Origin of the sequence: Pseudoalteromonas sp. TAB23 (assembly GCF_000498075.1) — a bacterium.
GTDB lineage: Bacteria > Pseudomonadota > Gammaproteobacteria > Enterobacterales > Alteromonadaceae > Pseudoalteromonas > Pseudoalteromonas arctica.
The window spans coordinates 1-15,180 of sequence record NZ_AUTP01000087.1; the positions used below are offsets into that span (position 1 = coordinate 1).

General features: G+C 35.9%; 12 protein-coding genes and 2 pseudogenes. 6 read left to right on the forward strand and 8 right to left on the reverse strand.

All coding sequences use genetic code 11. The features are described 5' to 3' along the window. The 6 genes and pseudogenes from L654_RS01000000125350 to L654_RS0101990 all read left to right on the forward strand — a co-directional run. Window positions 1-194: pseudogene (locus tag L654_RS01000000125350) on the forward strand (hypothetical protein); the annotation flags it as partial. A gap of 152 nt (window positions 195-346) precedes the next feature. Beyond that, a complete protein-coding gene (locus L654_RS0101970) occupies window positions 347-1,651 on the forward strand; it encodes a sugar ABC transporter substrate-binding protein (protein ID WP_024607097.1) in 1,305 nt (434 codons plus the stop codon). A 146-nt stretch (window positions 1,652-1,797) separates the two neighbouring features. Next, the gene (locus tag L654_RS0101975) at window positions 1,798-2,670 is read left to right on the forward strand and encodes a sugar ABC transporter permease (protein WP_024607098.1); all 873 of its coding nucleotides are present in this window, start codon (window positions 1,798-1,800) and stop codon (window positions 2,668-2,670) included. A gap of 2 nt (window positions 2,671-2,672) precedes the next feature. Further along, window positions 2,673-3,503, forward strand: a complete 831-nt coding sequence (locus L654_RS0101980; protein WP_024607099.1) for a carbohydrate ABC transporter permease — start codon at window positions 2,673-2,675, stop codon at window positions 3,501-3,503. 10 nt (window positions 3,504-3,513) lie between these two features. Continuing rightward, window positions 3,514-4,515, forward strand: a complete 1,002-nt coding sequence (locus L654_RS0101985) for an ABC transporter ATP-binding protein (RefSeq protein ID WP_007377154.1) — start codon at window positions 3,514-3,516, stop codon at window positions 4,513-4,515. 248 nt (window positions 4,516-4,763) lie between these two features. Further along, on the forward strand, window positions 4,764-5,723 hold the full coding sequence (locus L654_RS0101990) for a sugar-binding transcriptional regulator (protein ID WP_024607100.1): 960 nt from the start codon (window positions 4,764-4,766) through the stop codon (window positions 5,721-5,723). A gap of 420 nt (window positions 5,724-6,143) precedes the next feature. Here the strand turns inward: L654_RS0101990 and L654_RS0101995 are convergent, their stop codons facing one another. The 8 genes and pseudogenes from L654_RS0101995 to L654_RS0102030 all read right to left on the reverse strand — a co-directional run. Next, window positions 6,144-6,968 (reverse strand): alpha/beta hydrolase, encoded by an 825-nt coding sequence (locus L654_RS0101995; protein WP_024607101.1) that lies wholly within the window; start codon window positions 6,966-6,968, stop codon window positions 6,144-6,146. A 460-nt stretch (window positions 6,969-7,428) separates the two neighbouring features. After that, window positions 7,429-7,854, reverse strand: a complete 426-nt coding sequence (locus tag L654_RS0102000; protein ID WP_024589369.1) for a response regulator — start codon at window positions 7,852-7,854, stop codon at window positions 7,429-7,431. A 37-nt stretch (window positions 7,855-7,891) separates the two neighbouring features. Next, window positions 7,892-10,771 (reverse strand): hybrid sensor histidine kinase/response regulator, encoded by a 2,880-nt coding sequence (locus L654_RS0102005; RefSeq protein WP_024607102.1) that lies wholly within the window; start codon window positions 10,769-10,771, stop codon window positions 7,892-7,894. Beyond that, a complete protein-coding gene (locus L654_RS0102010) occupies window positions 10,768-11,934 on the reverse strand; it encodes a hypothetical protein (RefSeq protein ID WP_024589371.1) in 1,167 nt (388 codons plus the stop codon). Before L654_RS0102010 ends, L654_RS0102005 begins: the two co-directional genes overlap by 4 nt. A gap of 9 nt (window positions 11,935-11,943) precedes the next feature. Then, window positions 11,944-12,759: a secretion system protein gene (locus L654_RS0102015; protein WP_024589372.1), complete on the reverse strand. Its 816-nt coding sequence runs from the start codon at window positions 12,757-12,759 to the stop codon at window positions 11,944-11,946. Next, entirely contained in the window at window positions 12,756-13,631 is an 876-nt protein-coding gene (locus tag L654_RS0102020) for a type II secretion system F family protein (RefSeq protein WP_024589373.1), read from the reverse strand. Before L654_RS0102020 ends, L654_RS0102015 begins: the two co-directional genes overlap by 4 nt. After that, window positions 13,624-14,922, reverse strand: coding sequence for an ATPase, T2SS/T4P/T4SS family (locus tag L654_RS0102025; RefSeq protein ID WP_024607103.1), 1,299 nt, complete (start codon window positions 14,920-14,922; stop codon window positions 13,624-13,626). Before L654_RS0102025 ends, L654_RS0102020 begins: the two co-directional genes overlap by 8 nt. 6 nt (window positions 14,923-14,928) lie before the next feature. Next, window positions 14,929-15,180 (reverse strand): annotated as a pseudogene (locus L654_RS0102030) (hypothetical protein); the annotation flags it as partial.

The following is a 15,180-nucleotide window of genomic DNA, read 5'->3' on the forward strand; positions in this document are numbered from 1 at the left end:
CCGAAAACACTTCCGACTTAATTGAACAAACAGACAACACAGTAGAGCGTATTCAAGTAGCCGCAGGTTACTGGTTTAACGATAAAACGCTTTTAAAAGTTGAGTATGTTAACCAAGAAGAAGGTGTTAATTCGGGCGGCCAAATCGGTAAAGGATTTGACGGCTTCACTTCTGAAATATCTGTTAAATTTTAAGTCATTATCCAATTAGTCTAACTATTTATACAAAGGACCTAAAAAGGCACTTTGCGGGCAGTTTTATGCGTTAAAACTGCCATAAATAGAATTGGCAATAGATTGAAATTTAATAGCACTTATTAAAACATAACGTGTATGGGGAATACCCGATGAAAAATAAATTAATTATGCTCGCGTGTGGCTTTATAAGCATGGGCGCTGCGGCAAAAGAAACAATTACAATAGCGACTGTTAACAACGGTGACATGATCACCATGAAAGAATTAAGTAGTGACTTTACCAGCCATAATCCTGATATAGATCTAAAATGGGTCACTCTAGAGGAAAACATTCTTCGCCAACGTGTCACTACCGATGTAGCAACAAAAGGCGGACAATACGATGTTATGACCATAGGTACTTATGAAGTACCAATTTGGGGCAAACAAAATTGGTTAAAAGAGTTAGATAATTTAGGTGAAAACTACGATTTAGACGATTTAATCCCAGCAATTCGAAGTGGTTTAACGATTAACGACAAGCTTTATGCTGCACCATTTTATGGTGAAAGTTCAATGGTTATGTACCGCACTGATTTAATGGAAAAAGCGGGGCTGACAATGCCTAAAGCCCCAACATGGGACTTTATACGCAAAGCTGCTAAAGCGATGACCAATAAAAAAGAAGGTGTTTATGGCCTTTGTCTACGTGGTAAAGCAGGTTGGGGCGAAAACGTTGCGCTTATTACATCAATGGCTAATTCGTTTGGTGCTCGTTGGTTTGATGAAAACTGGAAGCCACAGTTTAATACCCCAGAGTGGGAAAATACCCTTCAGTATTATGTAGATGTGATGAAAGAATCTGGTCCTGCTGGTTCATCTGCAAACGGTTTTAACGAAAACCTTGCACTCTTTCAAACCGGAAAATGTGGTATTTGGATTGATGCAACCGTTGCAGGCGCATTTGTTACCAACAAAAAAGACTCAGAAGTTGCCGATAAAGTAGGGTTTGCACTTGCGCCAGATAACGGTCTAGGTAAACGCGGTAACTGGTTATGGTCTTGGACTTTAGCCGTGCCGGCAAGCAGCAAAAAACCAGATGCCGCAATGAAATTTATTAGCTGGGCAACATCTAAAGAATACACTCAACTTGTAGCCGACAAAAAAGGTTGGGCAAAAGTACCGCCAGGTACACGTAAATCACTTTACAGTAATCAAAAGTACATGGACGCAGCACCGTTTGCACAAATTACCTTAGATTCTATTCAATCTGCAGATCCTAAAAATCCAACCGTTAAACCGGTGCCTTATGTAGGTATTCAGTTTGTTGCTATTCCTGAGTTTCAAGGAATTGGTACAGCTGTTGGGCAACAATTTTCAGCAGCATTAACTGGCCAAATGACCGTTAAGCAAGCGCTTAGTACGTCTCAGCACCTTGTTGAGCGAACAATGCGTAAAGCTCGCTATCCAAAATAGCATGTAATGGGCGGGTAAGTACTCAAACTTACCCAATATTTTATGTCAATTCTGTTTACTTGTTAGTTATAAACGCTATCAAGGGTTTCTGATTTTCACTTGATAGTTAACAAGTAAATAGAATTGGCTTTTTTAAGGTCACCTTTATGGCAACAACTAACTCGCGCACGCTTGCTCGGTTTATGCTTCTTCCTAGTGTAATTTTATTACTTGCTTGGATGATAGTTCCGCTGTGTATGACACTGTATTTTTCATTTATTGATTACAACTTACTCGTTCCAGGGGATAAAGAGTTTGTAGGCTTTTTAAACTATGAATTTTTCCTAACTGATCCGGCTTTTTTTGAATCATTTTTTAACACGCTTTACCTAGTAACTGGGGTTTTACTTATCACTATTTGTGGTGGTATTGGCTTAGCTATTTTACTAGATCAAGCAATATGGGGACGAAATTACGTTCGCATTATGGTACTAGCCCCATTTTTTGTAATGCCAACTGTGTCGGCATTGGTATGGAAAAACATGTTAATGAACCCAGTTAATGGCTTATTTGCACATTTCGCGATTTGGCTTGGCTTTGAACCTATCGACTTTTTTGCTCAAATGCCGTTATTTTCAATCATCATAATTGTGTCTTGGCAGTGGTTACCGTTTGCAGCTTTAATACTGCTAACAGCAATACAATCACTCGACCGTGAGCAATTAGAAGCGGCTGATTTGGACGGAGCTGGCCCATTTAGTAAGTTTTTTCACATCGTTTTACCGCACTTATCGCGCGCTGTAACTGCGGTTATATTAATCGAAACTATATTTTTACTGTCAATTTTTGCTGAAATATTAGTCACAACTAGTGGCGGTCCTGGTTATTCGTCAACCAATATAACGTACTTAATTTACACGCAATCGCTACTTCAGTTTGATGTAGGCGGCGGTTCGGCAGGGGGCATAGTTGCAGTTATTATTGCAAATATAGTCGCTATATTTTTAATGCGCTTAATTGGCAAAAACTTGGAGGGTTAATTATGACTATAAAAGATAGCCGTCGTTCCAAACTAATTTATACCATTGCTGCATGGACAATAAGCGGCATGATTTTCTTTCCAATTTTATGGACGTTAATCACCAGCTTTAAAACGGAAGCTGAAGCAATATCGGCAAGCCCAAGCTTATATGCATTCGATTGGACACTCGAAAACTACCGCGATGTACTTTCACGTTCGCCTTACTTTACCCATTTTTGGAACTCTGTGGTTATATCGCTAGGTTCAAGTTTACTGGGGTTATTAATTGCGGTACCTGCTGCATGGTCTATGGCTTTTGTACAAACTAAAAAAACAAAGCACTTATTAATGTGGATGCTTTCAACCAAAATGTTACCGCCAGTAGGCGTACTTATTCCTATTTATTTATTGTTTCGTGACTTTACGTTACTTGATACAAAGTTAGGTTTAGTAATTGTAATGACACTAATTAATTTACCAATAATGGTATGGATGCTTTACACCTACTTTAGAGAAATACCAAACGAAATACTTGAAGCTTCTCGTATGGATGGTGCAACAATTGGTGAAGAAATATTTCATGTTTTATTGCCAATAGCCTTACCTGGTATAGCCTCAACGTTATTGCTAAATGTTATTTTATCGTGGAACGAAGCGTTTTGGACACTTATTTTAACCGCTGCAAATGCTGCACCTTTAACGGCATTTATTGCCAGTTACTCAAGCCCTGAGGGGTTATTTTACGCTAAGTTATCGGCAGCATCTGCCATGGCCATTGTGCCAATTTTAATACTTGGTTGGTTTAGTCAAAAACAATTAGTGCGTGGATTAAGTTTCGGCGCAGTAAAATAGGAGAATACACATGGGCAGCATCACACTAAAACAAGTCACTAAAAACTTTGATGAAGTAAACGTAATTAAACCGCTCGACTTAGAAATTAAAGACGGTGAGTTCATCGTTTTTGTCGGTCCGTCGGGCTGTGGTAAATCTACATTATTACGTATGATCGCAGGTCTTGAAGATACCACCAGTGGTAATATAGAAATTGACGGCATTGACGCTACAAAAACACCGCCTGCAAAAAGAGGCTTAGCAATGGTGTTTCAATCCTATGCGTTATATCCGCATATGACAGTGCGTAACAATATTGCTTTTCCTTTAAAAAGAGCCAAGGTTAGCCCTGCAGAAATCGAAAGTAAAATTGCTAATGCCGCTAAAATACTTAATTTGACCGATTATTTAGACCGAAAGCCTGGGCAATTGTCGGGCGGTCAGCGCCAGCGTGTAGCGATAGGGCGCGCAATTGTACGTCAGCCTTCGGCATTTTTATTTGACGAACCACTTTCAAATCTTGATGCGTCACTACGTGTAAATATGCGTTTAGAAATATCTGAATTACATAAAAGTTTAGCTACAACAATGATTTATGTTACACACGATCAGGTTGAAGCCATGACAATGGCAGATAGAATCGCGGTATTTAATGCCGGTATTATTGAACAAGTAGGCACACCTTTAGAGCTTTATAAAAACCCTGTAAACAAATTTGTAGCTGGTTTTATAGGTTCGCCAAAAATGAATTTTATAGATGCTCCACAAAATGAAGATGCGAATGTTAGCTGTATTGGTATACGACCAGAGCATATAACACTCTCTACTGAGCAAGGTACTTGGGCTGGAACTGTAGGTGTAATTGAGCATTTAGGATCGGAGAGCTTTTTACATATAAATATTGAAGGCAAAGGTACCGTAACAGTAAAAGCGGATGGTGATTGCCCATTAAAATATGGCGACAGTATTTACCTAAGCGCACCGGCAGATAAAGTATTAAAGTTTGATAATAACGGTTTAACTATTCGCTAAAGCCAATTTTTAATTACCTTAAATAGCACCTTTATAAAGGTGCTATTAACTAAATTCTAATTACATAATCCTATGAAACCTAGGTATTTTTTATTAAGGAATGGTATATTTACAATTATAAATAACAAAAACGTTATTGATAAATAGATATTCCAAAATTAATAAAATAATTTATATAGCAGCACATATAATTAAAATTATGTAATGAAAATAAGGATTTAGTTTTCCTTCTATTTTAAGAGGTTTACGTGGTAAAGCTATCAAATACAGAAATTAGAAAGCTAGATGATGCAGCCAGAGCAGGGTGGTTATATTATGTTGGCGGTAACACACAAGATGAAATTGCTAAAAAGCTAAATATATCTCGTCAATCTGCACAAAGAATGGTCGCATTATCTGTGAGGCAAGGTCTAATTAAAGTTAGACTTGACCACCCGATTGCTAAATGTATGGACTTGGCCGAAAAATTAAAAAGCCGTTTTGGGTTAGATTCGTGTGAAGTTGTACCGAGCGATCCGTCTGAACCATCGTCTACGCTTGGTTTGGCTCAAGCTGGCGCGGCTGAAATAGAACGTCATTTAAAATCAGAACAACCCAAAGTACTTGCTATGGGAACCGGTCGAGTTTTACGTTCATGTGTAGATGAGCTAAGAACTGTTGATTGTCCGCAACATAAAATTGTAGCAATGCTAGGTAATATGGCTTTGGATGGATCGGCTTCACCTTATGATGTTGTAGTAAGAATGGCCGAACACACCAATGCAAAACATTACCCAATGCCATTGCCAGTTTTACCAAGAAGTATTGAAGAAAAAGAACAGTTACATGCACAACAAAATATTACCGGTAATTTAAAACTCGCTAAAGATGCCGATGTAACATTTGTGGGTATTGGTAGCTTAGGTGAAAAGTCGCCATTACATATAGATGGTTTTATTGATGCGCAAGAACTTAAAGAGTTACAAGATCTTGGTGCCGTTGGTGAAATGATTAGTTGGGTGTTTGATAAAAACGGTAAGCTTTTAGATTGTACAGTTAATCAGCGTGTAGCAAGTACGCCATTAAAAACAAATGCTAACAAACAGATTTATGCGATAGCTGCTGGTGAAGAAAAAGTGTTAGCCATTTTGGGCGCAGTAAGGTCAAACATGATCAGTGGATTAATTACTAACGAATATACAGCTGAGCGTTTATTAAGTATTGATTAAACAAATTGATAAATAAAGTATCTGTATTAGTAATACCTGTTATTGTAATAAAACCACTTAATGTCCGATATCGTCTAGTATTGGACATAGTGAGGGTGCTTTTAAGCGCTCTTTCTATACACACATTAACTACCTATAATTTATATTATGTTAAATAGCATAAATAAATACATAACCAAGTTACTCACCTTCATTAATTAACGTATAAACGCGATATTTTGACTATTTAATAAGCATTAACCTACTTATCTTAATAGTTAGTGCCTTACCCATTTACGGTATTAGCTTCTTGAACATATAAAAATACCGCTTGGTTATTAATATAATCAAGCGGTATTACAATGATTGCCTATTCGCTACTTTACCCAATCAAACTTAACGTATTGAAACAAATAGCTTTTTAATAAACCTAGTAATTCACTAGAATGTTTTATCATTCATAAATTCACTAATAAGCTCAGACACTTTATCTGGATGTTCATCAATAACCCAATGAGCGGCTTTATCTATCCAAATCAATGATGAATTTGGAATTGCTTCTTCTAACATTGGCGCATACTTTGGCTTTTGAAATTTGTCTTCTTTACCCCATATTATGAGTGTTTCATGAGGTAAGCTTTTAAGATCGCCTGTAATAGCTTCGGTATATTCTTTATTAAGCCTGCGCATGTTACTAAATAAAGCGGCTTTTCCTTTTTCATTACTCCATGGTGCTAAGTATATTTTCATCAACTCTTCAGTCATTACGCTCGAGTCGTAAACGCCTTTGGGCATGAAATCTCTTAATGTATCAGCAAATTCGGCTACAGTTGTTTTTTCTTCTACACCTGGTTCTAGCAAAGGTTCAAATTCTGGTATTGGCCAAGAATCAAAACATACACTATCAATTAAAACCAACCCGTTTACTTTATCCGGATGATTTACAGCCATTAATTGAGCAACACCACCACCAATATCATGTGCAGCAATATTAACTTTAGAAATACCGAGTTCTTCCATAAACTTACACATTATTCTACATTGCGCATTTATAGATACATCGGTGTTAATTGGCATATCAGATTCACCAAAGTTTAGTAAATCAGGCGCTATTACTCGATATTTTGATGCAAGTTTTGGCATCACATTTCGCCATAAAAATTTATTGGTTGGTATTCCGTGTATCAATAATAAAGGTGTTCCTTGTCCCATTTCTTGATAAGCAATTTGATAACCTTCTACTGTAACGTACTGTGTCTTGTTCATAATTTTGCCTCTTTAACTTTAAAAATTATAATATTTCGTGAACTATAAAATTGGAATATAACCTTATAAAGCAAATTCCGTCCCAAGATGAGTATTTATTAGTTATTAAAAAATCTTAATGTTTTAAAAGTTAAACCCTTGCGATACGTGGGCTCTAGGCTAAATAAATTTACTGACTTTATAATATTACAGCGTTTAACAATTGTGTTTATCAAACCGCTTTAAGAAGTGTGAAACGATGACTCGTATACATGCAACAATTACAAAAGCGAAGTTTGTAATACTTTGAAGGAATAATTTGAAGTAATTATTCTTATTAAAGGACTTTTACAAATTTAAATAAATTAAAGGTTCATATACACAAAAGCACTAATAAATATTAGTGCTTTCAAAAGTTATAATTTAATTTTTTAGTAAGCTATAAATAAAAAATAGTTAACCGCCCTACTGTTTCTATTTATCATTCCAAGAAAGATCTAATATTTTCTATTAATACACTTTGCTTAACTGGCTTCAATAACAGACCGTTAAACCCAAGCTTCACATACTTGTTATCACTATTTTCGTTTTCACTAAATGTATGAGCGATAATTTTTGTTGCTGATGCGTCAGCATGCTTTCTTATTTTTAGCATTGCGTCGGTACCTGTAAATTGCGGCATTACTATATCCATTAAAATAATATCGTAAATATTTTGAGAAACCATAAGTAGTGCCTCTATAGCACTTGATGCAAAATCTATTAAAATATTTTCTTCGTTAAGCATTTTCCTAATTACTATTTCTATTAGCAAGTCATCATCTACTAAAAGCAGTCGTTTAGTTTTATTTATTGGCGTTACTTTAAACTCGATAACTTCAGTCATATTTTCAATAGTGTTTTTCATTTTTTACCTCATTACTGTTCCAGTAATATACGCTAACTTATAACGACTTATCTTTTAAAATGCGTGTTATTTGGTTTATTAATACACCTTGTTTTACTGGTTTTAATAGCATGTCATCAAAGCCCTGGTTAACGTATTTTGAATCTGTATCGGGTGTCGATGTATGCGCAATTATTTTAGTTTTCAAATTGTCACTGTGTTTTTTAATTTTTAACATCGCGTCAGTTCCCGACAATTCTGGCATTACTATGTCCATTAAAATAATGTCGTAACTGTTTTGCGATACCATCAACATTGCTTCTATTGCACTGCGCGCGTAATCTATTTTAATATTTTCATTTTTTAGCATTGCTCTAATTACAATCTCAACAAGAGGATCGTCATCAACCAGTAATAGCGTGTTTTGGTGTTTGTTAGTTACTAAACTAGCTTTTACTAAATCAGTATTTGTTAATGAGCTACTTGGTACTTCTTGCTCGTTGCCTTTACCTTGTTTGGTTGCTATGTTTACCAACATAGAAAGTGATATCGTTGATTTATTCGCGTTACTACTTATAGTTATCGCTTTACCACCTAACATCTTAAATATTGAAATAAAAAACTTTAACTCTAATGACACGTCTTTATCATCTATAAAGCGCGTTATATCATCACCCGATATACTTTTAAGCTCAGTTATAAAGTTACTACTGTCGATCAAATTACTTAATGAAAAATCGAGGTGTAAGTAATTACGTTTACTTTCATTTTTAATCTGAGCGTTAATTGAAAGCGTTGTATTATTTGATGAATCCAAAACCTCAGTCACTAACTGAATAACCAATTGAGAAATTAACTTTTCATCGCTTGCGACAGTTAATTCAGGCGTAATATTATTTTTAAGAACGATTCTTTTATTTTCAGCCTCTTTAGCTAAAATCGATATATTATTATTGATCATTTGATTTAGGTTTACGTTTTTGGCCTGAAGCTTTAACTTACCTATCTCTGATTTATTTATATTTACGAGCTGTTGAATCACACTTTCAAGCTGGTCGCACACATCAGAAATATTCCCCACATTGTTTTTAAATTCGTTAAAGCTTATTGGATCTTTAGATATTTCAATTAATGACTTTAAAGATGATAAAGGCGTTTTCAACTGACGGCTAAGCCTTGTAACAAATTTTTCTTTTAATTGATTTGTCTGTTTTGATTTTTCGAGAACATCAGCGAGTAAACATTCTTTTTGATGTGCCTCTGTATCATCTCTAAAGTAGCAAACAAAACCATTAAAATCTGTATGTCTTTGTAATACAGTTATCCACTTCCCGTCTGTAAAACCTATATCTATTAATTGGTTACGATCATCATCAAGCTTATGATGTTCATGGTAATGATTTATAATATTATGCTGCTGCGCAATACTTATCAGCTGGCTATACGATAGCTGACTGTTTTGTTTATTCACCTGTGCAAATAAAAGATTAAAAGCATTGTTGGTAATCACAGGAAATTCGTGGCTATTAAAAATAGCAAACCCATGCGGCAGTGCATCCAGAGAAATTGAAAAAAGCTCCTCTCTATTGAGTATTAACTGATTTTTTTGTTTTATTTCACTGTGTAAACGCCTTGGCAAACGTAAAAAATAATACACAAACGCGAATACACAAAAGGCGATCAGTCCTAATCTAATTAAACTGTATTTAGTTATTTGTGGTCGTACTATTTTATTCATTGGTTGCACATGCAAGCGCCAAGTAGGTGGAAAACGACTGCTTAAAGCGCTAATACTATTTTTAATTATACTCGGGTTTACTTCTCCTTGTTTTCCTAAAGTAAACTGTGGTGTTGCTATAAAAACGTTATAATTTTCAGTGTTTAATTTGCCAATAACGGCTTTTAAAAACTTACTTAAATCAAATGCTGTAAGTGTATAAATAGAGCCTTGTTTTATTTTTATTTCAGAAATTAAGAAAGCCGTATCAGCAACCGTAAATACTTCTACTGCTTGTTTGTTCGCTCTTTTATTGAATTTTTCTAACCAGTTTGTAAACCCATACGCGGCTAAATCAAAATTATTTTTTGACCAAAGTGCAAGCTGGTTATACTCAGAATCAAACACAACATACCCTTTATAAGTTAAACTTTGTGAAACCTGACTCTGCACTAAATTATTAAGTTGTTCTTTTGTATAGCTATTTTGGCTTTGTAAAAAACCTGCGATAACTAAATCTTTTTGCGATATATATAATCCTTGATTATCAAATCGCTCTAAAGCATTAAATAACGTTTTACGTAATTGCTGAGTTTGTTCATTGTAATTACTTTGCAGCTCCTTTTTTTCTATAGTATAAAGAAGTAATGCAGTGAATGAGCATAATACTAATGCAATTAAGAATGCGACGGGCGCTAAACTAAATACATGAATATACTTTTCCCCATAATTCTTTTTCTCAGGATTAGTACTTTGATTACTTACTGAATCTGAATTTTTATTTAACTGTGTCTGCAATAATTGAGCAAATGAAATAAACTGATCTTTTTGTGAACCTATTAATGTTTTAGGTGCTAAATCGGCCATCAGCACTACGCCTATCAATTTATTAGTGACACTATAAATTGGATATTGTGCATAAAAACGAATTAATTTGTGAGTGTTGTTTGATACATCATCAAAAAAAGTATCTTCAAATAAATATAGTTTTTCTTGTGTGCAGCGTTTTTGATAGCTTAATAACTCATTTTCGACGCTTTCTTTATCGCTGCAGGTTATTAACTGCTCTGAATAAACTTCTCTAAAATCGATAAATTTAACAATTGCAACGTCATAAAACTGTTTTAGTAGCGTTAGCGTTTCTTTAATTTCTGTTGATATTTCATCAGTTGGTGTATCTGCTAAATTAGCATGTGAGGTAAATATATTTGAGGCGTTCATTGACGTTCTCCTTCCCCTTTTGGGGGAGTATGTATCCACGTTGTACTGTTTTGGCCGCTATGTACGGGCAGTAAAACTTTAAATGGTGGTGTTAAGCTACTAAGTGCAGGTTCGCCTGTGGTGATATTAATTACTTGTTCTGCATTAACTAAATTAAGTGATGTTTTGCAATATGTAATGCCTGGCTCAATTCCTATTAAGCTCAGTGTTTCACTAATGATAAGGTTATTTACTAAATCGATCCCGACCAGCTCAAATGTAGTTTGTAAAATAGTGAAGACGAGTGTCTCTACAATGTTTTCATCTTCTTCTAAGCGTGTACCTTCTGGGCAGCATATTGTACCAAGCTCTATATCAACGTTTGTGCCTATACCTACTAATGAAAGCGCATTAAGGGCTGTATTTAAAAGCGGTTCTACCTGAGGTAAATATAAATCAAGTATGTCACCTTGCGATTCGTACCCTGTTTGGCATGTATCACACGATTGCGATAAACCTTGATCGCTTGTACCTAAAAGTGGATTTCCTAAAGCTGTTACTCCAACTAAACAACTGCTGTCGGCCGGTTGTTTATCTATTTCAAAGCTTTCACAAGGTGAGCCTGTTACTACTTTTTGCGATACATAACGAGATAGAATTTGTTCACTATTAGCAGGGCATTGTTGTGGCGTACTTTTTAATAACTGACCAATAACGGTGTTACCTAACTGCCCTATTGCATAATTTGGACCTTGCTGCAGCGCATTTATATAACTTACATTACCGGTATTATTTAACTTGCTGACACCTTGGCTGTCGGTTGCTTCATCGCTTAAGCCCTTTAAACACGGGTTACCTTGGCAATTTGGAGCATCGTAATAAACAGCTTCTCGCGAGGTAAACCTATCATCTCTTATGCCTATTAATGCCCTGTACGTGTTGTTTGCTCCACGGTCTGTATAAAAAATGAGTGGTGCTTGATGCTCATCAAAACTTACTGCAATACCGAGTGGTCTATTATTAGCATCAACTACAGTAATTTGATTATCTACCTTAGTTTGGTGGCGCTTAATAAGGGCATCCCTTACTAAAATCACCCCACCAATTGAGCCAATAATTAAAATAGTTATAATTAATATAAGCTCAATAGTAAGTATGTACCCTTGTTGATAATGCTTTTTCATATCAGGCTCCTATAACACTTCTACAAGCATTTTAAGTACGTTCATTACTTGTAATGCTGCGGGAAAAAACACCAATACCAAAAACATCGGAAAACAAATTAAGATAATGGGAAAGGTTGTGTGCATCGCTTTTTTGTTTACTTTTTTAGCGAGTAAAATGTTCTTTTTTAGAGCTAGGCCTTCAAGTTGAGCCTCTACTGCTTGGATAAGTGGCGTACCAAGTTTTGACCCTATTAACATTAAGTTGGCGAGTTTTTTAATTCCTAATACGCCAGTTCGTTCAAAAAGTGAATTAAATGCAAATTCACGATCTTTACCTGCGCTTAGTTCGAATAAAAATAACTTTAGCTCTTTGTATAATGGGTGTTTTTGACTTAATCCATGATCAACCGCCAGTGCAAATGAGCGCTCTAGTGAAAATCCAGCGCGCATGTAAACCAGTAACACCCGTAAAAAAAACTCTAAGCTATTATTTATAACGGTTTTACGTTGATTTTTACGTAATAAAAACCAGCATTCGGGTGCAAAAAAACACATAAAACACAGTAATAATTTAATCGATTGGCTCAGCTCATAACCTGTTAGTTCTATAACCGTAAATGCACTAAAAGTAGCAGCCACTTTGAAGCAGTACAGGCTTATTAATATTTTATTAATTTGAATCCCTGCTTGTCTTAGTTGACGTTTAGAGATGATGATTAGCGGATACCAATTAATGTTTTTAGTATCGGGTTTATCTAATTCGACTTTAAGAGATTGCCTATGAATATGGATAAATGAGCCCATACTTACTAAAAGTCCGATAAGTAAAAGTATATCAATCATAATGTTACCCTTAAGCTAAGGCGTAGCCATAAAAAACCAAATAGCTGACAAAGAAGCGCAACCGTTATAAATGCAATCCCATTAGGATCGTTTAATAATGGTTCAAACCAGGTTGGATCGGTATAGCTAAATAAAGGAATTAGTGCGTAAGGTAAAAAACCACTAAATACAGCAGCGTACTTAGTACCCGAAAGCTTAGCTTTTAGCTGTTGGCGGTCGAGGGTCCGAAGCGACATCATGTTGCATACGCTTTTTAGCATATCGGTTAAATCACACTGGCTTTGTGTATGTGTAATGATGCTATGAGCAAACAATCTTACGGTTTCGCAGTTGTATCTTTCAATTAAAGGGGCAAACGACGTTTCGGCATCACTACCCATGCTCATGCGTTGTATTAGTAAGGTGCTTTGTTTTTTTATATATGGGTCTGCATGTTCATCAGCAAACTGCATTGATTGCTGTAGCGATAACCCTGTGCTTAAACACGATTGTACGGTTTCAATAAATTCTAAAAAATGATGCTCAAATTTTGCTAATTTATAATGAGCCAAGTCAATCACAGTTATAAAACAGGTTACAAAAACCACGATTGAAATAATAAACGCGCTGGTTGATGCCTCTGGGTAATATAATTTAGCTAAAAACCATGAGCTACTAGAGAGCGAGCACGCCATGCTTATAAACCAGGCGTTACTTATGTTTAAGCCTAGCACTCGTAGTGACAAAGTAAGGACGTCTTTTTCTTCTAAAATATCTACTTTTTTAGTGCCTTGGCTGCTTTTATTTTTAGCATACAAAGAAACCAACACACTAGTTGCAAGTACAAAGGTTATAACCGCCGCTATAGCTAATAAATAATCAAGTTTAGTCATTGTTAGCCTCCGGGTTATTGTGCAGTAATGCTTTTAATTCTTGTGCATTTGCCCCTTGGCCTTTCATAAACTCAATAACACTCGAGGTATTTATTAACTCACTTTGTACAGGCTCTGCTTCGTTAATACTATATAGCGGGCTAAAATGTGCGCCGCCATTAACACGCTTAATTTCACCAATACTTTTTAGAGTTCGGGTGCCATTAGTTGAGCGAGAAACATGCACTATAAGTTGAATACTCGACGCGATTAGCGAACTTGTATGGGTATCGCTCAGTTGTGCATTGTGTAATTGCACTAAGGTAGATAAACGAATAACGGCATCATTTGCGCTGTTAGCATGTATGGTCGTCATCGAACCTTGGTGACCACAGTTCATTGCTTGGAGCATATCGATTACTTCGCCAGAGCGTACCTCTCCAACAAGTATTCTATCTGCGCGCATTCTAAGGGCTGCTTTTACTAAATCTCTTAGGCTTACTGCACCTTTACCATCGCTGTTTGTGTCGTGGGCTTCCAATTGCACAACATGGTTGTGATGCAAATTAAGCTCAGCGCTTTCTTCAATGGTTACAACACGTTCATTTGGATTAATTGAGTTGGCAAGTACGTTTAATAATGACGTTTTACCAGCCCCCGCATTGCCACACACTAAAATATTAACGCCTGTTTTAACTGCACTTTTTAAAAACAATAAGATGTTTTTATCTAAAAAATGATTATTAACTAAAAAGTCATCGTTTATTTTTTTATGATTAAACTTACGAATCGATACAATCGCGGCGCTGGTACACGCAGGCGGTACAATAATATGAACACGGCTACCATCTTTTAGTTTGCCATCAACAATTGGCATAAGCGCATTGACTTGTCGACCACAGCCATCAAGTAAGCGATCAACAAATCGGCGTAAATGGCGTTCGTCATCAAACTTACTGGCAGTGCAAAGTAGTTTGCCTTGTTTATCAATCCATATATCTTGCGTGTCGTTTATTAAAATATCACTAACCTGATCGTCCAGCATAAACTGTGCAATAGGACCCAGACCCTGAATTTCATCAAATACAGCCTGAACAACCTGCTCTTGTTGGTATTGATTAAATGAAGATTGATTAAATTGTGGAATTTCACTGCACAATGCAGAGATTTTTTCGAGAACATTACTTGATAAAAGCGCGGTTGGTTCTTGTTCGTACTCTTCGATAACGGCATCGTGCAATAGCTTTTTAAGCTCTTCAAAGGTACTTAAACTGGTTTGAACTTCTTCATGTTTGCTTGATAAATTAAACATAAAAACTCACTTAGCTACATATACAGCTTCATTTTTAACGCCTTTAACCACTTCGATTGTGCGACTGGTTTGTAAGCGTGAAAAGTTTTGCAAACGACCTTGTTCAATGTCATAAGCGCTATGCACAATAATTGAAACTTTGTCGGCGTTATCTATACCCGCCAACGAATAAACATCTTTTGGAAGTACCGCAAGGACTAATGAAACACCGCCCGCAGCGGAGTTAGACTCTTTAGCTAAATTATCCATTACGCCACT

Excerpts from the sequence above, each read along its gene's own strand:
- L654_RS0101970 (WP_024607097.1), top strand. The coding sequence starts at position 347 with ATGAAAAATAAATTAATTATGCTCGCGTGTGGCTTTATAAGCATGGGC.
- L654_RS0101975 (WP_024607098.1), top strand. The coding sequence starts at position 1,798 with ATGGCAACAACTAACTCGCGCACGCTTGCTCGGTTTATGCTTCTTCCT.
- L654_RS0101980 (WP_024607099.1), top strand. The coding sequence starts at position 2,673 with ATGACTATAAAAGATAGCCGTCGTTCCAAACTAATTTATACCATTGCT.
- L654_RS0101985 (WP_007377154.1), top strand. The coding sequence starts at position 3,514 with ATGGGCAGCATCACACTAAAACAAGTCACTAAAAACTTTGATGAAGTA.
- L654_RS0101995 (WP_024607101.1), bottom strand. The coding sequence starts at position 6,968 with ATGAACAAGACACAGTACGTTACAGTAGAAGGTTATCAAATTGCTTAT.
- L654_RS0102000 (WP_024589369.1), bottom strand. The coding sequence starts at position 7,854 with ATGAAAAACACTATTGAAAATATGACTGAAGTTATCGAGTTTAAAGTA.
- L654_RS0102005 (WP_024607102.1), bottom strand. The coding sequence starts at position 10,771 with ATGAACGCCTCAAATATATTTACCTCACATGCTAATTTAGCAGATACA.
- L654_RS0102010 (WP_024589371.1), bottom strand. The coding sequence starts at position 11,934 with ATGAAAAAGCATTATCAACAAGGGTACATACTTACTATTGAGCTTATA.
- L654_RS0102015 (WP_024589372.1), bottom strand. The coding sequence starts at position 12,759 with ATGATTGATATACTTTTACTTATCGGACTTTTAGTAAGTATGGGCTCA.
- L654_RS0102020 (WP_024589373.1), bottom strand. The coding sequence starts at position 13,631 with ATGACTAAACTTGATTATTTATTAGCTATAGCGGCGGTTATAACCTTT.
- L654_RS0102025 (WP_024607103.1), bottom strand. The coding sequence starts at position 14,922 with ATGTTTAATTTATCAAGCAAACATGAAGAAGTTCAAACCAGTTTAAGT.